This is a genomic window from Janthinobacterium sp. BJB401 (genome assembly GCF_013372745.1).
Classification (GTDB): Bacteria; Pseudomonadota; Gammaproteobacteria; order Burkholderiales; family Burkholderiaceae_D; genus Janthinobacterium; species Janthinobacterium rivuli.
In genome coordinates this window covers 17,881-35,119 of record NZ_JABXFH010000021.1, presented here as the reverse complement: position 1 = coordinate 35,119, position 17,239 = coordinate 17,881, and the positions used below count along the sequence as shown (strand labels likewise).

The following is a 17,239-nucleotide window of genomic DNA, read 5'->3' as shown; positions in this document are numbered from 1 at the left end:
CGAAAACGGCCAGGGCAGGATGCCCTGGCCGTTTTCGGGTGGTTTATTTGGCGGCAGGGGCCTTGCTCACTTCCACTTCCCAATCCACGCCCGATTCGATGTGATGCTTGGCAGCAAAGTCACCCTGGCTGATGGCGACGGCCACGTCGAGCAGGCTGTTCAGGTAGACCAGCGGCTTGCCCTTGGCGACGCCGCCAAACGTGTGCTCGAATGGCGCCGTCACCTTGGCCACTTGCTTACCCTTGTGCAAGATGCGCACTTGCAGCGGATCGTGCAGCTTTACCTGCAATTCGTCGAGCAGCGATTTCGGGATATTCGTCCACACATTGCCATACTTGACGTCGAGCACGGGCACGATGCCGCGGATGGTGTTGCCGTCGCGCACAGGCTTTTGATACGCGATTTTCACCACGGATTCACTCGGCAATTGCGGGCCCACCTGTTCATACGTGATGGCGCCCGACGCCAGGCGCGCACCGACATACGCGTACACATCGCGGCCATGGAAGGTGTACGACTCGGCGGAGCCGGCCAGGCGGTTGACCTTTTCATCGATTTCGCGCAGTTCGGCCACGCCGTCGCGCTCGGCGATCAGGGTGAACAGGCCATTGTCCGGCCCCACGAAAAAGCGTCCACCCTTGGTTTTCAGCACCACCGACTTGCGATTGGTCCCCACGCCCGGGTCGATAACGGACACAAACACCGTGCCTTGCGGCCAGTAATTGGCCGTCTGATACAAGCGGTAGGCGCCCAGCCAGATGTCGTAGTCGGGAATCTGGTGCGTCAGGTCCGAGATGGTCAACTGGGGATCGACGCCATAGGCGACGCCATGCATGGCCGACACGGCGCCATCGGCCGTGCCGAAGTCCGTCATCAGCACCAGCGGAGATGCGGCTTGCGCGGCGGACAGCAGAAGGGTGCTCAGGCAGGCGCCGGCGACGAGGTGGGAAATTTTCTTGATGATCATGGGTTCTTTCCGTAACGTTAAAACGTGTAGCTGAGCTTGGCGTAGAAATACGCGCCGTTCACGCCGATGGGGTTGATGAAATTGTAGGGCAGGGCGCCGCCATACGTGGCGTTATTTGTTTCACGCACGCGCTGCGGATAGCGGTCGAGGATATTGTTGCCGCCCACGCTCAAGGTCAGCTGCTTGCTCAGTTTCAATTGGCCTTCCAGGTCCAGCGACCAGACGGCGCCGAAGCGCTGTGCGGGGATGCCGTCGATCAGGGGCGCATCGCTGTCGTACGAAAAATCTTTCAGCTCGCCAAAGCGCGTGGCGCGCGCCTGCACGCCCCAGCCGGCCGCCTGCCAGTCGGCGCCGAGTATCAATTTGCTGTTGGGGGACGCATGTTTGATGCGGAACAAACTCGTCTCCGTCAGCAGGGTCAGACTTGGATCGATATTGGACAGCGCGGCGGCACTCTGGCGTACCTTGTCGAGGCTGGTCTTGTTCAGGTTCAGCGCCGCGTTCAGGTTCAGCTTGCCTGACGTGAACGACAGGTCATGGTTCAGCACCACGTCCAGCCCCTTTGTGCGCGTGTCGAGCAGGTTGGCCAGGTAGGCCACGGACTGGATGTCGCTGCGGCCATTCGCAGCCAGGTAGGCCGTGACGGCGTCGCTTTGCAAGTCGCTCGAGCGCGTGATGCGGTCGCGGATGCGGATCACGTAGGCGTCGACCGTCACGCTGGTGGCGGCGGCCGGTTTCCAGGCCAGGCCCAGCGAGACGTTGGTCGATTTTTCAGGTTTCAGCTGTTGCGCGCCGAAGCTGCGCGCCAGCGGGTCGCTGGCCGGCAGCAATGCCGCCGTTTGCAGGGCCGTGCCATCGGCGTTGAAGTTCAGTGTGGCGAAGCGGAAGCCCGTCTGCACGAGGGCCGGCGCGCGGAAGCTGTTCGACAGCGAGCCGCGCACGAGGAAATTATTCGTTACTTTATAGCGCGTGGACAACTTGCCCGTGCTGGCGCTGCCGAAGTCGCTGTAGTCGGAATAGCGTGCGGCGGCGCCCACCAGCAGGCGCGGCGTGAGGTCGCTTTCCACGTCCACATACACGGAGCGGATTTGCCGGCTGCCGTCGTAGGCGTCCGATGGACGCAGGCCCGGTCCCGCCTGCGCGCCCGGTGGCGCATCCGTGAAGCTGCCGGCCGCGTACGAGGCAGGGTCGCCGGCCGAGCTGGTGTAGGTTTCGCGCATCCATTCGGCGCCCACCGCCACGCTCAAGGGGGCGGGCAAGCCGATGTCGATGCTGCGTGTGGCATCGATGTTCAAGGCGTTCTGGCGGAAGTCGAAACCGGCCAGCTTGAAACGCGTGGGGCTGGCCGCGCCCAGCGAGGCGTTGACAGAGTGGCTCACGCCGTAGTCAAAGCGGTCGCTGCCGTGGCGCGCGCTGGCGTCCCAGTTCCACTCGCCCGCGCTGCCGCGCACGCCGGCCACGATGCTGAGGTCGCGCTTGTCGCCGTTGGTGACGGGGCGGTAGCCGTTCGGATACAGGGCCAGTACATTCGACGGGTCGCCCGGATAGCGGAAGTAGGCGCTGCCGTCGGATTTGCGTTCGTTGAGGGTGGCAAACGAGTACAGGTCCAGGCCGTTGGCCAGGGTGAGCTGGGTGTTGTAGAACAAATAGTTGTTGCGCTGGCGCGAGTCGCCGGACTTGAACACGACCTTGCCGTCGAGCGCCTGGTCGGCTGGCGTGAAGTTGTAGGACGTCCAGCCCGCGTCGCTGGGGCCGGCCCGTTCCGTGGGCGAGCGGCGCCGCGTTTCCGCGCCGAAGCGAAAGAAGCCCGCTTCGCCCAGCGGCACGCCATAGTCGGCGTTGACGATGACGGTCTGGCCATCCGTCAGGGTTTGATCGGTCGGCTCGAAATGCGTGTGGTTGGCGCCATAGCTGATGGAAGCGGCGCCGCCTGTGCGCGCTTTTTTCAGCACGATGTTGATGACGCCCGCCACGGCATCGCTGCCGTACTGGGCGCCGGCGCCGTCGCGCAGGATTTCGATGTGGTCGATGGCGTTGGGCGGAATGGCGTTGATGTCGACCGGCACGGTGCCGGCGAAGCTGCTTTCCGTGTCGAGCACGGCGCTCGTGTGGCGGCGCTTGCCGTTGATCAGCACCAGCACCTGGTCGGGCGCCAGTCCCCGCAACTGGATGCCGCGCACCGAGTCCGACGCGCCGCTCGACTCGATACGGGGGAAGTTGATCGACGGCGACAGGTTTTGCAGGGCCGCGCCCACGTCGCCCGTCGACAGCGCATTGCTCACTTCGCGCGCGCCGAAGCGGTCGATGGGCACGCTGCTGTCGAACACCGTGCGGTTGCGCGCGCGCGAACCGACGACGGTGACCTGGTCGATGCTGGCGCCGGCCGTTTCAGCGGCGCCGCCGGTGGTGGTCTGCGCGTCCTGGGCCCAGGCGGGCGCGGTGCCCAGCATGGCGCAGGCCAGAACGATGGCGCGCAGCGGCGTGGCGGGAAGGGAAGGCGTGGTGGTCGAATTGCGCGGATACAAGGCGGTGTCCTTTGGGCTCGATTAGTGTTCGTGTGGAAACAGTTGCAATGAGCTTAAGGGAGGCACGCGCCGGCGCTAACGATTCTTTCTGGATATGCTTATGCTGTTGTTTTTATGCCGCCAGATTGCGCAGCAGGGCGGGAATCTCGGCCGGGATTTCGCGCGCCAGGTAGCCGAGGATGCCGAAGCGCAGGGCTAGCTGTTCGCCCGCCAGCGCATGCAGGGCGATGCCCCAGGCGCAAGCTTGTTCCAACGGCGCGCCGCGCGCGGCCAGGCCCGTGATGATGCCGGCCAGGGTGTCGCCGGAACCGGAAATGGCCAGGCCGATGTTGCCGCCCGCATGTGTCCAGCTGGTGCCATCGGGCATGGCGAGGACGGTCAGCGCGCCTTTCAGGGCGACGATGGCGTTCCAGCGCCGCGCCGCGTCCATGGCGCAGGCATGCGGGTCGGCCAGCACGGCGTCTTTCGACAGGCCCATCAGCTGGGCCAGTTCGCCCGCGTGCGGCGTCAGCAGCACGGGCTGATCAAAACGGAAGTGCGCGGGCTTGCGTACGACCTGCATGGCGCAGGCGTCAAGGATCAGCCGGCTGTCCGCAAACAGGGGCAGCAGATGGCGCATCAGTTCGCAGCTGGCGGCCGTGTCGCACATGCCTGGCCCGACGAGCACGGCATCCACCTTGCCGGCCAGCGGCGCCAGCTGATGTTGCGCTTCATGGCGAAAGCCGCCCAGCGCCGTTTCGTCCAGGCCGATGACCCGAGCCTCGGGCATGGCGACGGCCACTTGCGCCGCCACCGATGCACCCGTCGCCAGGGTCAGCTTGCCCGCGCCCGCGCGCAGGGCGGCCGTGGCGGCCAGCAGGATGGCGCCCGGCATCTCGGCCGAGCCGGCAACGATCAGCAAATGGCCGCGCACTTCCTTGTCGCCGTCGGGCTGGGGCATGGGCAGGGGCCATGAGCGCAGCAGGGTAGCGGTGATGTCGGTAGTGTCCATGCATGCCTCCGAAAAACTAGGATTTGGGCGCGGCCGGCATGTCGGGCTGGGCCGTGACGGGTGTGCCCGATTCGACCAAAGGCGCGACGAAGTTGCACAGGTCCAGCTGCAGCTTGCCGTGCTTGCCCAGGGCGGGGTTGAAGGCGTACGAAGTGACGCCGCAGTTGGGCACGTCGGCCGCCTTGTCGATGGCCAGGATGGCTTCCTCGTCGCAGCGTTCCAGCAGGTAGCGGAAGCAATTGACGATGACCTGGTGGCCCACGATCAGCACCCGTTCGCCCCGGTATTCGCGGGTGATGGTGTCGAGCACGCTGCGCAGGCGCAAGATAACGTCGCACCAGCTTTCGCCGCCTGGTGGACGGAAATAAAACTTGCCCACGTGCTGGCGCTGCTCGTGCAATTCCGGGTATTTGCTGGCGATGCCGTGCACGGTCAGCCGGTCGAGGATGCCGAATTCCTTTTCGCGCAGGCGCTCGTCGGCCACCACGGAGTTCAAGCTGTCCGCATCGATGCGCGCCAGCACGGCTTGCGCCGTCTGCTGCGCCCGCACGTACGGCGAATACAGCACGACGGTCGGTTGTTGTTCAGGGGGAAGTGTAGCGAACCAGTCGCCCAGGGCTTGCGCCTGGCGCGTGCCCAGCTCGGAGAGGGGGACATCGACATCGCGCTCGGCGATGGCGATCAACAACTGCTTTTCCGCTTCGGCGGCATCGCGCGCCACGTTGCCGGCACTTTGGCCGTGACGCACGATCCAGATTTGCTGCGGCCATTTCTGTTCCATCGCCTTGCGCCTTCCTCTGCATTTATTGTGAATCAATATAGAGGAAAGCGGCAAGGCGCGGCGCGCCGCTGGATACGTTCTTAGGCTGCGTGCTCCGCTTCGTCCAGGTCCGGCGCGTCGTCGCTGTTGTAGACGGCCAGGTCGGTCTGTCCCATGACCCGGCTGGTGACGGTGCCGGCCGTGATCGAGCCGCTCACGTTCAGGGCCGTACGGCCCATGTCGATCAGCGGTTCGACCGAGATCAGCAAGCCGGCCAGCGCGACGGGCAAGTCCATCGCCGACAGTACGATCAGGGCGGCAAACGTGGCGCCGCCGCCCACGCCGGCCACGCCGACGGAACCGATGGTGATGATGGCCAGCAGTGGCAGCAGGAAGCTGATCGTGAAGGGATCGACGCCGACTGTCGGGGCGATCATGACGGCCAGCATGGCCGGATAGATGCCGGCGCAACCGTTCTGGCCGATGGTCGAACCGAACGAGGCGGCGAAGTTGGCGATGCCTTCCGGCGTGCCCAGGCGCTGGGTTTGTGTCTGCACGCTCATCGGAATGGAGCCTGCGCTGGTGCGCGACGTGAACGCGAAGGCCAGCACGGGGAAGACTTTTTTCACGAAGCGCAGCGGGTTCAGGCCCACGCCGGCGATGATGGCCAGATGCACGAGGAACATCAATATCAGCGCGCTGTACGAGGCGACGACGAAGTTGATCAATTTCAAGATGTCCGTGTAGCTCGACGAGGCCACCACTTCAAACATCAGCGCGAACACGCCGTACGGCGTCAGGCGCAGCACCAGGGTAACCATGCGCATGACGATGGCGTGCGCCACTTTCATGAAGTTCTCGAACGAGGCGAAGATTTCCGGCTTTTTCGCGGCGATGCCGGTGGCCGAGATGCCGATGAAGATGGAGAACACCACCACGGCGATGGTCGACGTCTTGCGCGCGCCCGTCATGTCGAGGAAGGGGTTGGTCGGCACGAAGCTGACCAGCAGTTTCGGCAGGGACAGGGCTTTCGCCGTTTCCAGCGAGCCTTGCAGCTGCACGCCGCGCGCCACTTCAGCCGCGCTCGACGTCAGGCCGACAGCCGTCAGGCCGAACAGCTTGGCCATCAAAATGCCCAGCGCGGCGGCGACGGTCGTGGTGATGAGCAGGGTGCCGATGGTCAGCGCGCTGATCTTGCCCAGCGAACTTGCGTCCTTGAGTTTCAGGATGGCGGAGATGATGGAGACCATGATCAGCGGCATGATAATCATCTGCAGCAGTTTGACGTAGCCGCTGCCGACGATGTCGATGTATTCGTTGGTGCCCGCGATGATGGGCGAGCCGGCGCCGTACAGCCACTGCACGGCCGCGCCGAGCAGCACGCCCAGGCCCAGGCCCGTGAAGACGCGCACGGTAAACGTCGCGTGTTTGCGTTGCTGGTGGAACATGAAAGCGAAGACGAGCAACGCAACGAGCAGGTTGAGGATGATGTTAATTGCCATGAAGGGGCCTTATCTTGGTTTTATTCGAGACTGCACGGAGCACATAAAACAGTACTACAACTGACAGTTGCCCCAGCCCGGGGCGGAAGGGCAAGCACTGTACAGTACTATGGTGGCGTTTTGCGCAATACCGCTGCGAATATTACGCTATATAAATATGCTTCACAGGTATAAGCCTTGTGGCTGATTGTGAATTTAGCTATTTCGTGCAAGCATGCTTTTCCCGTTTGCTAATATGCGCCAGACTATTTGATAGGAAGAAGATGAATGCATTAACTGAAGTACAAGTGCTCGATGCGGAAGAGCGCTTGCGCCTGGCCATGATGGCCTCCGACGTGGCCGCGTTGAATGTCTTGCTGGCCGACGACTTGTTGTTTACCAATCACCTGGGCCACTTGCTGAGCAAACATGCGGACCTGGCCGCGCACGAGCAGCGCCTGCTGGCCATCACGGATCTGCGCGCGTCCGAGCGCCATGTGCGCATCAGCGGCAACGTGGCCGTCGTCTCCGTGCGCATGCAACTGACGGGCAGCTATCACGACGTGGAAACGCATGGCGACTTCCGTTTTACGCGCGTATGGGCGCAGGATGCGGCCGGCGCGCTGCAAGTGATCGCCGCCCATTCGGGCGTCGTGGCTTGAGGGGTATCAGTGGATCATCGTTCCAAAGGGCAGCTGTTTGAAGCTGTCATCGCCGCCGGCCCGGCCACCCTGGCCATCACGGCCGGCTATCCTGTGCTGTTGTACAACCTGGTGCGTACCTGGGCCGACGCCCCCGGCGCCAATGCCCTGGCCGCGCTGCTGCTGACGGGCGGCGTGTGGGCCTTGCTGGAATTCTGGCGCATCGCGCTGGCCACCGTGGCGCGCAAGGCATACGCGTTCAACTGGCGCTTCTGGCTGGCCATCGCCGGTTTCCTCGGCTGCTTCGTGCGTTTCGTGCCAGACATGCCGGCCGGACTGATGCTGTTGCTGATGGTGCTGCCGGCGCTGGCGTGGACGCATTTCATCTTGCTGCAGATTAAGCGCCCGCCCAACTTGTAAGTTTTATTCTTCCTCTTCGGCTTCCACTTTCAGCCAGGCTATCCGCCCATTGCCCGCCTCATGCAGGTGGGCCAGCAGGGTGGTAGCCGCCGCTTCCGCCAGGCTGAAGTCGAACAGCACATGCTCGCCGTGCTCCACGTTCAGCAAGGTGGCGCCGGCGCCATCGAGTTCGCGGCGCAGCATGCCTTCCATCGCATACGGCACCGTGCAGCGCAGGGTGCGCTGGCGCACGATGGCCGTCTTTTCCGCCTGCAGCAGCGCTTGCGCCACGCTATCCGTGTAGGCGCGCACCAGGCCGCCCGCGCCCAGCTTGATCCCGCCAAAGTAGCGCACGACGGTCGCCAGCACGCCTTCCAGGTCCTGGTGGCGCAGCACGTCGAGCATGGGCCGCCCGGCGGTGCCGCTCGGTTCGCCATCATCGACGGCCGCCGACTGCCCGCCCGCCAGCAAGGCCCAGCACACATGGCAGGCGCCCGGATGCTGCGCCTTCAAGTCATTGACCACCTGCTGCGCGCTTGCGCGGTCCGTCATCGGCTGCACGCAACCGATGAAACGGCTTTTCTTGATGATCAGTTCGCTGTGGACGGGGGTGGCAATGGTAAACGGCATGGCGGGTGCGAAGGCGGGCAAAGCAGCATGATAGAGGAAATGCGCGCCGTGGACGAGTCAGCCTGCTCACGCTGCAGGGGCAGCCACCAGTTCGCGCAGCGCCGCATCGCGCACTTGCACAATATCGAACAGTCCCAGCGCGTGCAGAGCGGGCAAGGCGTCGACAATGTCGCGCTCGGCCATGGTCCGTTCGGCGACGCCGCTGGACTCATCCAGCCATACACGGGCATTGGCCAGGAAGGCGCCCACCGTTCCCTTGCGTACGGTGACGCCATTGAACTGGCCCTGGTTTTGTTGATCCGGCAATACGTCTTCTGCGCGCATGGTGAACTCCTGAAATAGTAAGAGACTCCACTGTATGATGGCTGGATTGTCTTGCCTGCATTGTTTATGTCATTCAATACGTCAAATCCGCCAATCTTGTCGCCATCGCTGCCGCTGCGCGCCATGCGCATTACCCAGCCGCAGCAGCGGGTGACGGCGGCGCACCGCCACGCCAGCGGCCAGCTGTTCGGCGCAATGCGGGGCTTGCTCTCCGTTGCCGCCGACAGCGGGCAATGGGTGGTGCCGGCCAGCCACTGCGTGTGGATGCCGCCCCATCACGTCCATGGCCTGCGTTCGCATGGACCGTTTGCGGGCTGGAGCGTGTATGTGGACGAAGCCAGTTGCGCCAGCTTGCCCGCCGCGCCTTGCGTGATGCGCGTCTCGGGCCTGCTGCGCGAAGCGGTGAACCGCGCCAGCGCCTGGGACGATGGCGCGCTCGATGCTCGGCAAGAACGGATATCGGGCGTCATCCTCGATGAAATCGCCTCCTCGCCGCACGAATCCTTCGGCTTGCCCCTGCCCACGGACCCGCGCCTGCTGCGCGTGGCGCGCGCCATCCTCGATGACCTGGCCGACGAGCGGGGCGTGGAAGCGCTGGCCGCCTGGGCCGGCGTGTCGCCGCGCACCCTGGCGCGCCGTTTTACTCAGGAGACCGGCTTTACCCCCTCGGCCTGGCGCCAGCGCGCCCGCATCCTGCGCGCCCTGGAATTATTGGCTAGTGGCCAGCCCGTCACGACGATTGCGCTGGACCTGGGCTACGATAATGTCAGCGCCTTCATCGCCATGTTCAAGCGGGTGATGGGGGTGACGCCGGGGAGGTATGGGGAAGGGCATGACAATGAATGAGCAATATCGGTATTTGATAAGGCGCAACTTGCTGCAGATAGAGATGGTCAAGGCTGAAATCGTGTACGAATGTCGGACTTGACCCGGTTCCTACCGCGAATGTCGGACTTGACCCGGTTCCTACCGGACCCTATGTTATTTTAATTCTTTCACGGCTTTCTTATTTTCTAAACGTTGCTGAACTTTCTTGATATCTTCTGCTACTTCTAACATCTCGGGCATAGTACCTCCAATGTCCGCAATAGCCTTGCGCACCTTTTGGCCCACATCGTAGTGCGCAGCGTTGGCGTTAGACTTGCCCTTTATCCCCTCGCGGCGTAGTTTTTCCTCAGCTTGTGTAAGACGAAAAAGATTCGCAGCTAGTTCCGTGCTGCCCATGTGATCTAAAATCTTCGCATTTCCGGTGAGTCTCTTGGTGGTTTTGATGCCCGCCGCATCCAGTCCGTTGTAGAGACCTCGGTAGCCAGCGTTTTGGAACGCTGCATACTCCATTGGCTGAACTACACCAGCGTCTTTCGCTGCATCTGCCAAGTCCTTATTGTGCACAGCAATGTCACTGCGCAATGACAGGCGGCGATGTTGCTCAACTAGCTGCTCATCATAATCTCTTTGTAATTCTTGTCGGCGCGTTTGCACCGCAAAATATGTTTGAGCAAACGCCACCTGTTTCTTCTTGGAGTCGGCATTTTGCGCAATCAAATATGCGCCGTATCTGGTAACGTTGATATCGCGAATTCGCGACTCCACTCCTGCTTGAGTTTTAACGTTCTCGCGTATTTCCGAAAAATGCTCATTGATGGTGAACCCACTTTGATTACAGGCGATATATGCACGCTGTATGACACCTTCAAAGTTTTGCCAGACTCCATAGCCCAACAGTTTCATCAGTTCAAGTGCACTCCAATATTGGATGTTCTCATCAGTCGTTTTCGCCGCATCTTCGAAGCCTGCGATTACTTGCTCTGAGGTGCCATGGAATGGAAGATCTTCAGGAGGTGACTGCACAACTGGAACGGCAGCCTTAATCATCTCAGCTGTAGCGTCCCCTGGGGCGGGAAACCCTACCTCACCTTTTAGCATGCGGCGAATGTTGTCGAGCGCAGCTTTAGCAGTTTGACGGTTCGCAGTCGCGCCTTCTTCGTCCTTCGACATATAACCTCCCAGTTGTGCCAAAGCTCGATTTTATACCGGTTCCATTGAACTGAGCATCTGCAGCAGGAAGGCATTGCGATTGTGGTTTATTTGACAGCGCCATGCGGGTCTAGGTGCGAGTCGGGAGGGTTTTTGAGGCGACCAGAGAGCGCCCAAAAACAAAAAAGCCCACGAACCGAAATTCGTGGGCTTCTCTGAAGTATTTGGTAGGCCGTGCGGGATTCGAACCTGCGACCAACGGATTAAAAGTCCGCTGCTCTACCAGCTGAGCTAACGACCCAAAACTTTTACAACTGAACTGCGGTAACACTGTGCCGTATCAGCATGCTTGCATGATGACGACTGAATCTTGGTAGGCCGTGCGGGATTCGAACCTGCGACCAACGGATTAAAAGTCCGCTGCTCTACCAGCTGAGCTAACGACCCAAGGGCGGCTATTATGACGGCCAGCGGCGGTTTTGGGAAGGGCGGGGATGGAAAAAACCTTGCGCAGCGCTCGGGGGTGCATTAATATAGGTAGATAGCCTACCTACTTATATATTCCCATGCCCACTACCGAAGACCTTCCCATCCCCGAGCGCGCGCTGGCGCTGTCCGATGAATTGCGTACGGCGTTCAAGCGCCTGCTGCGCTCCATGCAGCGCGAAGGGGGCGAGCTGGAGGGTAGTGTATCGATGATGCAATACATGCTGCTGGCCCTGATCCACGAGCAGCCCGGCATCGGCGTGGCCGCGCTGGCGCGCCTGCAGAATGTGCGCGGGCCGACCGTCAGCGCGCAGGTCAAGTCGCTGGAAGAGGTGGGGCTGGTCGAGCGCGGCGCGCCCGATCCGCAAGACCGGCGCCGCTCGGGGCTACAGGTGTCCGCGCAAGGCTTGGCGATCCTCGAAACCCTGCGTGCGCGCCGCCGCGATGCGCTGGCGCAGCGCATCGCCCGTCTGACGCCGCAGCAGATCGATGCACTGGAAGCGGCCATGCAGCCGCTGCTTGAGATAGGCCAGGCATGAGCGGCCACGATCACGCCGCCGGCGCAGAAAAAGTCGCGGCCAAGCCCGTCACCGAACGCGAAGTGCGCGCCATCTACCTGGGCCTGATGGCCGTGCTGGGCCTCGGTGCGCTGGATCAGAGCATCGTCGCCACGGCCCTGCCGCGCATCGTCGATGACCTGGGCGGCATGGCGCATCTGTCGTGGGTGGTGACGGCGTATGTGCTGGCCTCGACGGCCACCATGCCCCTGTACGGCAAACTGGCCGACCAGTACGGCCGCCGTCCCATGATCTTCACGGCCCTGCTGACCTTTTTGCTCGGTTCCGTGCTGTGCGGGCTGGCGCAGAACATGACGGAACTGATCATCTTCCGCGCCATCCAGGGTCTCGGTGCGGGCGGCTTCATGCCGCTGGCGCAAATCATCATTGGCGACATCGTGCCGCCGGCCGAGCGGGGCAAGCGGCAAGGCATGGTGCCCATCGTGTATGCCGTCACCAGCGTGCTCGGTCCCGTACTGGGCGGCGTCATCACGGATGCCTGGTCGTGGCACTGGATTTTCTATGTCAACCTGCCCATCGGCGCGGCTGCCTTTGTCATCATCGCGCGCGCCATGCGCAAGCCCGTGCGCACGCATGCGCACCAGATCGACTATCTTGGCTCGGCATTGCTGACGGGTGCCGTCACGGCGGCCCTGCTGGTGCTGGCGCTGGGCGGCACCGAGTGGCCGTGGGATGCGCTGGCCATCAAGGTGTGCGGCGGCATTGCCGTGCTGCTGGGCCTCTGGCTGGCCGTGCACGTGGGGCGGGTGGATGAGCCCGTGCTGCCGCCTGACCTGTTCGAGAACCGCACCTTCAATATCGCCAGCCTGGTGATGGCCGTGACCTTCATGGGCCTGATGGGCGCCAGCGTCTTCTTTCCCCTGTTTTTCCAGCTGGTGATGGGCACCAGTCCGGCGGAGTCCGGCGTGATGACGGTGCCGATGATGGTGGGGCTGGTGGCGTCGTCGATCTTCAACGGCCGCGTGCTGTCGCGCTCGGGCAAGTACAAAATGGTGCAGGTGATGGGATTAGCCGTGGCGCTGCTGGCGTTTGCCGTGCTGGCCTGGGGCATGGAAACGTCGCGCGGTTACTGGGTCATTGAGCCGGCCATCTTCTTGCTCGGCACGGGGCTGGGACTGGTGATGCCGAACATGACGATTGCCGTGCAAAATGCCTTGCCGCTGGCGCGCCGCGGCGTGGGTACGGCCATGCTGGCCTTTTTCCGCTCGCTGGGCGGCTTGCTGGGCGTGACGGCGTCCGGCGCCATCCTTGCACATCAGTTGCACAAGCACGGCGTGGAAGCCGTCTCGGCGCTGGGTGCGCAGGCGGCGACGCAGACGGTGGACGTGTACCGCCATGCGATCGCCAGCGTGTTTGGCGCCGGCGCCGTGCTGCTGCTATTGGGACTGGTCTTCCTGTTGTTCCTGCCGGAACTGCCCCTGGAGGGGCATCCGGCAACGGTCAAGGACGATCAGTAGCGTTCCAGCCAGTGCGCGTACGGCGCCGGCAGGGTCCACGAAGCGCGTTCCACGCCGAGTTCCTTGGCGGCAAAATATGCCCAGTGCGGATTGGCCAGGTGTGCCTTGCCGACCATCACCACGTCGAGCTGTTCTTCCTTGACGACGCGCTCGGCAATGGCTGGCGTGCCGAAGCCCCAGGCGGACGAGACGGGAACGCCCGCTTCGCGGCGGACGCGCTCGGCAATCGGGCCCATGAAGGCCGGGCCCCACGGAATCGATACGTCGGGAATGGTAAAACCCATGCTGACGCTGATCATATCCATGCCGGCATCCTTGAACTGGCGCACGAGGCCGATGGATTCAAGCAGGGTTTGCTCGTCGCGGCCGTCGAATTCCAGCACGCCAAAGCGGATCGTCAACGGCAGGTGTTCGGGCCACACTGCGCGCACGGCTTTCAAGGTTTCCAGCAGGAAGCGGCTGCGGTTTTCCAGGCTGCCGCCATAGATATCGTCGCGCTGGTTCGAGTGGGCCGAGAAAAAGCTTTGCGCCAGGTAGCCGTGGGCGAAGTGCAGTTCCAGCCATTCGAAGCCCACTTCGCGGGCGCGCACGGCCGCGTCGACGAAGTTCTGTTTCACGCGGGCGATATCGTCGAGGTCCATGGCGCGCGGCACTTTCGGCAGGCCGCCGCCAAAGGCGATGGCGGACGGGGCGATGGTTTGCCAGCCGCGCGCGTCGCCGTCAGCGATATGGTCGTCGCCTTCCCATGGGCGGTTGGCGCTGGCCTTGCGGCCCGCGTGGGCGATCTGGATGCCGGGCACGGAGCCGGCCGCCTTGATGGCTTTGACGACGGGCACGAAGGCTTGCGCCAGGGCATCGTTCCAGATGCCCGTGCAACCGGGCGTGATGCGGCCTTCCGGCGCCACGGCCGTCGCTTCGACGATCACCAGGCCGGCGCCGCCACGGGCCATGCCCGCGTAATGCGACAGATGCCAGTCGTTGGCGACGCCATCGATGGCCATGTACTGGCACATGGGTGGTACGGCGATGCGGTTGCGCAGGGTGACGTTTTTGAGGGTGTAGGGCTGGAAGAGGGCGGACATGGTGGCCTTTGTTGATGGTGGTGTATGGAAATACTGATTCGGTAGTTCGTAAATATTCGAATAATGGAATTAGTATAGCGCATGCTGTATGATTCTGCTCATGCGCCCACACAAACATCCTCCCGCCAGCGAATTCGTCCTTGAAAGAGTGCTGTACGCCTTGAGCGATTCCATCCGCCTCGACATCGTGCGCCACCTGGCCAGAGTCGACGCGGCCGCTTGCGGCGACCTCGACGGCGGGCGGCCGAAGTCGACCGTCTCCCACCATTTCAAGGTCTTGCGCGAAGCGGGCCTCGTCTACACGGAAAACGCGGGCACGACGCACATGAACACCCTGCGCCGCGCCGATATCGAGAGCCGTTTTCCCGGTTTGCTCGACGCCATCCTGGCGCAGCAGCCAGTGGCGCCCGAGGCGCCGGACGCGGGCGGACAGGCAGTCTAGCCGCCTGCCGTGCCCCGTCATTTGCCAGGCTCGGCTATGATGTCGGCCTTTCGGTAAATCCTCAGCCGCGCGCCTGTTGCGCGATGGGCTGGCGATACTACCTGGCACGGCAAGGATAGGGAATGACGGCAGCAGCAGTGGTATCACAGGCGGACCTGGCACATCGTCCGCAGTTTGGCTGGATCAATGGTTTGAAGGCGGGCGCGGCGCAGTTGATCGTGTTGCACCACCTGGCGTTTTACGGACCCATGTCCGACTACGTGCAGCCGCTGTGGCCCGAGTTGCTGGGCTGGCTGGGCGGCAGCGCGCGTATCGCCGTGCAAGTGTTTCTCGTCATCGGCGGCTTTCTCGTCGCCAAATCGCTCTCTCCCGCCGGCCGTCCCGGTATTGCTTCCCCGCTGCAAGCGATCTGGCGCCGCTATGCCAAGCTGGCGCCGCCTTTCCTGGCCGCCACCTTGCTCGCTGCCATCATTACGCCCGTGGCCAGCATCTGGATGCAGCACGATTCCATGTCGGCCGCCGTCACCCTGGGCCAGCTGAGCGCCCATGCCTTGCTGCTGCATGGCGTGCTGGGCTATGAATCGCTGTCGGCTGGCGCGTGGTACGTGGCCATCGATTTCCAGCTCTACCTGCTGACGGTATCGCTGCTGTGGCTGGGCGGCCGCGTGGCGGGCCATCGGCGCCGGCACTGGCTGATGCCGCTGGCCGTCACCGTGGGCATCACTTTTTCCTTGCTGTATTTCAATCTCGACGCGGACTGGGACAACTGGGCGCCGTATTTCTTCGGCAGCTACGGCCTCGGCATGCTGGCCTGGTGGGCCAGCGATCCGGCCCGCAAACCGGGCGCCATGACCGTGCTCATGGCCATGGCCGCCGTGCCCGTCCTGCTGGCCCTGGCCGTCGACTACCGCAGCCGCATCGCCCTGGCCCTGATCGCCGCCTGCGCCCTGTTCCTGTTCGGCCGCGCCCGCACGCCGTCCCAGGGCGGCGCCTGGAACGTCATCAACGCCCTGGGGCGTATTTCATATGCTGTCTTCCTCGTGCACTTCCCCGTTAGCCTGCTGGTGAATGCGCTGTTTATCAGCTATGTCCCGCTCGAGCCCGAGTGGCAGGCGCTGGGCATGCTGACGGCCTGGGGCGCCAGCCTGGCGGCCGGTGCCGCGTTTTACCGCTGGGTGGAGGTGCCGCTGGGGCGGGTGATGGGTGGCGTGGTGGTGCATCTGGCCGGGCGGCCGGCGCTGGTGTCGCGTTAGGGGCGACAACGTAGTTGTCCTAATGCTGCCCTTGCCCGGAAATAGGGCTGGCTGTTTCTATTATTTGTTACTACAATAAATAATGAGAATCACTTTTGATGCTGCCAAGCGTGAAAAGACGCTCAGGGAGCGTGGTCTCGACTTTGCCCGTGCGCACGAAGTGTTTGACGGGCTCACCATTACGCTGCCGGACCAGCGCCAGGACTATGGAGAACCCCGCTTTATCACTGCAGGCTGGCTCGACGAGCGCCTGATTGTATTGGTCTGGACGCCGCGTGGCCTGGCGCGCAGAATCATCAGCATGAGGAAGGCAAATGAACGCGAAATCGACAAATACAAGCAAGGCCTGGGTTGACCCCGACGATGCGCCTGAATTGACGGACGGTTTTTTTGAGCAGGGCGTCTGGCAAGTGGGCGACAAGCCCGTTTCCCGTCCCGAGGCGCAGCAAGAAATGGCGCGTCGTCGCGGCAGGCCTGCTGGTAGCGGCGGCAAAGTCAGCACGACCATACGCTTCGACGCGGAAATTCTCGACGCGTTCAAGGCCACCGGTGATGGATGGCAAACGCGCATGAATGATGCGCTGAAGGAGTGGCTGCGGGCGCGGCGGGTGTAGTGGCTTAACTTTGGTGCTCGCAAGGTCAGGGGGCGGGGCGTGTACGAATGGCGGAACTGCCACTGCTTCCGCTGCCAGCCTGGCCGCCGGCGCCGCGTTAAAAGCGGTGTTTCGTATGGCAGAGAGGATTGTTGCTCAGGGATATAGTTGCCGTGTATGCATGACGGCAAGAATTTCTATCGCACTTGCTTCAACACGATATACGACGACATAGTTTGGATGGGCAACCAGTTCACGTGTGCCTGAAACTCTTCCAGATCGGTATAGGTGTGGGTGGCAGGGAAGTCGGGAAACGGCGTTGTCGATGTCGTTGTAAAGCTGCAGTGCTGCCGGCTGGTTGCGCTGCGCGATGTAAGTGAGGATCGCGGTCAAGTCTTCCTGCGCTTCAATCTTCCATTGAATCGGCAGCATGGCCGTCAGTCTGTGGCGTGACGATTTTCCTCAGTTGCGCCATGACTGTCTCGTGCGAGGCGGTGGGGCGATCATCATTGAGTGACGTCAGCACCTTTGCGCGAAACCAGTGGTCATATGTTTCGGCTGCTTCCGTTGTCGCAACTTCGGACGTGGTCGAGGATGAGGTGTCGTTCATGATGGTCTGATTATACGACAGTCCGACAGAGATGTAGCGCGGG

The 17,239-nt window shown here is 62.7% G+C and carries 20 protein-coding genes and 2 tRNA genes; 9 read left to right on the top strand and 13 right to left on the bottom strand.

Annotated elements, in window-relative coordinates:
• Positions 1–43: 43 nt before the first annotated feature.
• The 5 genes from HWE17_RS15215 to HWE17_RS15195 form a co-directional block, all read right to left on the bottom strand.
• Positions 44–967, bottom strand: a complete 924-nt coding sequence (locus HWE17_RS15215; protein WP_176389319.1) for an S-adenosyl-l-methionine hydroxide adenosyltransferase family protein — start codon at positions 965–967, stop codon at positions 44–46.
• A gap of 17 nt (positions 968–984) precedes the next feature.
• Positions 985–3,492, bottom strand: coding sequence for a TonB-dependent siderophore receptor (locus HWE17_RS15210; protein WP_255206261.1), 2,508 nt, complete (start codon positions 3,490–3,492; stop codon positions 985–987).
• Between the two features lie 112 nt (positions 3,493–3,604).
• Complete coding sequence (locus tag HWE17_RS15205; protein ID WP_176389318.1) at positions 3,605–4,483, bottom strand: NAD(P)H-hydrate dehydratase; 879 nt, start codon at positions 4,481–4,483, stop codon at positions 3,605–3,607.
• A 16-nt stretch (positions 4,484–4,499) separates the two neighbouring features.
• On the bottom strand, positions 4,500–5,264 hold the full coding sequence (locus HWE17_RS15200; RefSeq protein WP_176389317.1) for a histidine phosphatase family protein: 765 nt from the start codon (positions 5,262–5,264) through the stop codon (positions 4,500–4,502).
• Between the two features lie 80 nt (positions 5,265–5,344).
• A complete protein-coding gene (locus HWE17_RS15195; protein ID WP_077401256.1) occupies positions 5,345–6,745 on the bottom strand; it encodes an L-cystine transporter in 1,401 nt (466 codons plus the stop codon).
• 263 nt (positions 6,746–7,008) lie between these two features.
• Here HWE17_RS15195 and HWE17_RS15190 point away from each other — a divergent pair, with 263 nt between their 5' ends.
• Both HWE17_RS15190 and HWE17_RS15185 read left to right on the top strand, forming a co-directional pair.
• The gene (locus HWE17_RS15190; protein WP_176389316.1) at positions 7,009–7,386 is read left to right on the top strand and encodes a nuclear transport factor 2 family protein; all 378 of its coding nucleotides are present in this window, start codon (positions 7,009–7,011) and stop codon (positions 7,384–7,386) included.
• Between the two features lie 9 nt (positions 7,387–7,395).
• The gene (locus tag HWE17_RS15185; RefSeq protein ID WP_099404059.1) at positions 7,396–7,785 is read left to right on the top strand and encodes a hypothetical protein; all 390 of its coding nucleotides are present in this window, start codon (positions 7,396–7,398) and stop codon (positions 7,783–7,785) included.
• A 3-nt stretch (positions 7,786–7,788) separates the two neighbouring features.
• Here the strand turns inward: HWE17_RS15185 and HWE17_RS15180 are convergent, their stop codons facing one another.
• Positions 7,789–8,394 (bottom strand): YigZ family protein, encoded by a 606-nt coding sequence (locus tag HWE17_RS15180; RefSeq protein WP_176389315.1) that lies wholly within the window; start codon positions 8,392–8,394, stop codon positions 7,789–7,791.
• A gap of 66 nt (positions 8,395–8,460) precedes the next feature.
• Positions 8,461–8,718: a hypothetical protein gene (locus HWE17_RS15175; RefSeq protein WP_176389314.1), complete on the bottom strand. Its 258-nt coding sequence runs from the start codon at positions 8,716–8,718 to the stop codon at positions 8,461–8,463.
• 123 nt (positions 8,719–8,841) lie between these two features.
• On the opposite strand from HWE17_RS15175, the gene HWE17_RS15170 reads away from it, so the two are divergent.
• A complete protein-coding gene (locus HWE17_RS15170; RefSeq protein WP_255206264.1) occupies positions 8,842–9,564 on the top strand; it encodes a helix-turn-helix domain-containing protein in 723 nt (240 codons plus the stop codon).
• Between the two features lie 135 nt (positions 9,565–9,699).
• Here HWE17_RS15170 and dinD read toward each other — a convergent pair whose 3' ends face one another.
• The 3 genes from dinD to HWE17_RS15155 all read right to left on the bottom strand — a co-directional run bounded on the left by dinD (position 9,700) and on the right by HWE17_RS15155 (position 11,142).
• On the bottom strand, positions 9,700–10,716 hold the full coding sequence (dinD, locus tag HWE17_RS15165) for a DNA damage-inducible protein D (RefSeq protein WP_255206260.1): 1,017 nt from the start codon (positions 10,714–10,716) through the stop codon (positions 9,700–9,702).
• 204 nt (positions 10,717–10,920) lie between these two features.
• Positions 10,921–10,996 (bottom strand) — tRNA-Lys (locus HWE17_RS15160).
• 70 nt (positions 10,997–11,066) lie between these two features.
• Positions 11,067–11,142: transfer RNA gene (locus tag HWE17_RS15155), tRNA-Lys, on the bottom strand.
• A gap of 119 nt (positions 11,143–11,261) precedes the next feature.
• Here HWE17_RS15155 and HWE17_RS15150 point away from each other — a divergent pair.
• Positions 11,262–11,720, top strand: a complete 459-nt coding sequence (locus tag HWE17_RS15150; RefSeq protein ID WP_176389312.1) for a MarR family winged helix-turn-helix transcriptional regulator — start codon at positions 11,262–11,264, stop codon at positions 11,718–11,720.
• Positions 11,717–13,216 (top strand): MDR family MFS transporter, encoded by a 1,500-nt coding sequence (locus tag HWE17_RS15145; protein ID WP_255206259.1) that lies wholly within the window; start codon positions 11,717–11,719, stop codon positions 13,214–13,216. The genes HWE17_RS15150 and HWE17_RS15145 overlap by 4 nt, the downstream gene beginning before the upstream one ends.
• Here HWE17_RS15145 and HWE17_RS15140 read toward each other — a convergent pair.
• A complete protein-coding gene (locus tag HWE17_RS15140; RefSeq protein ID WP_176389311.1) occupies positions 13,210–14,298 on the bottom strand; it encodes an NADH:flavin oxidoreductase/NADH oxidase in 1,089 nt (362 codons plus the stop codon). The two genes, HWE17_RS15145 and HWE17_RS15140, sit on opposite strands and share 7 nt — an antisense overlap.
• Positions 14,299–14,398: 100 nt before the next feature.
• Here HWE17_RS15140 and HWE17_RS15135 point away from each other — a divergent pair, with 100 nt between their 5' ends.
• The 4 genes from HWE17_RS15135 (at position 14,399) to HWE17_RS15120 (ending at position 16,607) form a co-directional block, all read left to right on the top strand.
• Positions 14,399–14,740 (top strand): helix-turn-helix transcriptional regulator, encoded by a 342-nt coding sequence (locus tag HWE17_RS15135; RefSeq protein WP_176389310.1) that lies wholly within the window; start codon positions 14,399–14,401, stop codon positions 14,738–14,740.
• Between the two features lie 122 nt (positions 14,741–14,862).
• Positions 14,863–15,993, top strand: coding sequence for an acyltransferase (locus tag HWE17_RS15130; protein ID WP_176389309.1), 1,131 nt, complete (start codon positions 14,863–14,865; stop codon positions 15,991–15,993).
• An 82-nt stretch (positions 15,994–16,075) separates the two neighbouring features.
• Positions 16,076–16,348, top strand: coding sequence for a BrnT family toxin (locus HWE17_RS15125; protein ID WP_176389308.1), 273 nt, complete (start codon positions 16,076–16,078; stop codon positions 16,346–16,348).
• Positions 16,308–16,607, top strand: a complete 300-nt coding sequence (locus HWE17_RS15120; protein ID WP_176389307.1) for a BrnA antitoxin family protein — start codon at positions 16,308–16,310, stop codon at positions 16,605–16,607. Before HWE17_RS15125 ends, HWE17_RS15120 begins: the two co-directional genes overlap by 41 nt.
• A 135-nt stretch (positions 16,608–16,742) precedes the next feature.
• On the opposite strand, the gene HWE17_RS15115 is transcribed toward HWE17_RS15120, so the two are convergent.
• A complete protein-coding gene (locus tag HWE17_RS15115) occupies positions 16,743–17,018 on the bottom strand; it encodes a type II toxin-antitoxin system RelE/ParE family toxin (protein ID WP_176389306.1) in 276 nt (91 codons plus the stop codon).
• Complete coding sequence (locus tag HWE17_RS15110; RefSeq protein ID WP_176389305.1) at positions 16,993–17,196, bottom strand: stability determinant; 204 nt, start codon at positions 17,194–17,196, stop codon at positions 16,993–16,995. Before HWE17_RS15110 ends, HWE17_RS15115 begins: the two co-directional genes overlap by 26 nt.
• Positions 17,197–17,239 lie beyond the last annotated feature (43 nt).

Bases quoted from the DNA above. Each gene is read 5' to 3' on its own strand.
- HWE17_RS15150 (WP_176389312.1), top strand. From the start codon at position 11,262: ATGCCCACTACCGAAGACCTTCCCATCCCCGAGCGCGCGCTGGCGCTG.
- HWE17_RS15190 (WP_176389316.1), top strand. From the start codon at position 7,009: ATGAATGCATTAACTGAAGTACAAGTGCTCGATGCGGAAGAGCGCTTG.
- HWE17_RS15195 (WP_077401256.1), bottom strand. From the start codon at position 6,745: ATGGCAATTAACATCATCCTCAACCTGCTCGTTGCGTTGCTCGTCTTC.
- HWE17_RS15200 (WP_176389317.1), bottom strand. From the start codon at position 5,264: ATGGAACAGAAATGGCCGCAGCAAATCTGGATCGTGCGTCACGGCCAA.
- HWE17_RS15135 (WP_176389310.1), top strand. From the start codon at position 14,399: ATGCGCCCACACAAACATCCTCCCGCCAGCGAATTCGTCCTTGAAAGA.
- HWE17_RS15140 (WP_176389311.1), bottom strand. From the start codon at position 14,298: ATGTCCGCCCTCTTCCAGCCCTACACCCTCAAAAACGTCACCCTGCGC.
- HWE17_RS15145 (WP_255206259.1), top strand. From the start codon at position 11,717: ATGAGCGGCCACGATCACGCCGCCGGCGCAGAAAAAGTCGCGGCCAAG.
- HWE17_RS15180 (WP_176389315.1), bottom strand. From the start codon at position 8,394: ATGCCGTTTACCATTGCCACCCCCGTCCACAGCGAACTGATCATCAAG.
- HWE17_RS15120 (WP_176389307.1), top strand. From the start codon at position 16,308: ATGAACGCGAAATCGACAAATACAAGCAAGGCCTGGGTTGACCCCGAC.
- HWE17_RS15110 (WP_176389305.1), bottom strand. From the start codon at position 17,196: ATGAACGACACCTCATCCTCGACCACGTCCGAAGTTGCGACAACGGAA.
- dinD (WP_255206260.1), bottom strand. From the start codon at position 10,716: ATGTCGAAGGACGAAGAAGGCGCGACTGCGAACCGTCAAACTGCTAAA.
- HWE17_RS15115 (WP_176389306.1), bottom strand. From the start codon at position 17,018: ATGCTGCCGATTCAATGGAAGATTGAAGCGCAGGAAGACTTGACCGCG.
- HWE17_RS15130 (WP_176389309.1), top strand. From the start codon at position 14,863: ATGACGGCAGCAGCAGTGGTATCACAGGCGGACCTGGCACATCGTCCG.
- HWE17_RS15175 (WP_176389314.1), bottom strand. From the start codon at position 8,718: ATGCGCGCAGAAGACGTATTGCCGGATCAACAAAACCAGGGCCAGTTC.
- HWE17_RS15170 (WP_255206264.1), top strand. From the start codon at position 8,842: ATGCGCATTACCCAGCCGCAGCAGCGGGTGACGGCGGCGCACCGCCAC.
- HWE17_RS15125 (WP_176389308.1), top strand. From the start codon at position 16,076: ATGAGAATCACTTTTGATGCTGCCAAGCGTGAAAAGACGCTCAGGGAG.
- HWE17_RS15205 (WP_176389318.1), bottom strand. From the start codon at position 4,483: ATGGACACTACCGACATCACCGCTACCCTGCTGCGCTCATGGCCCCTG.
- HWE17_RS15215 (WP_176389319.1), bottom strand. From the start codon at position 967: ATGATCATCAAGAAAATTTCCCACCTCGTCGCCGGCGCCTGCCTGAGC.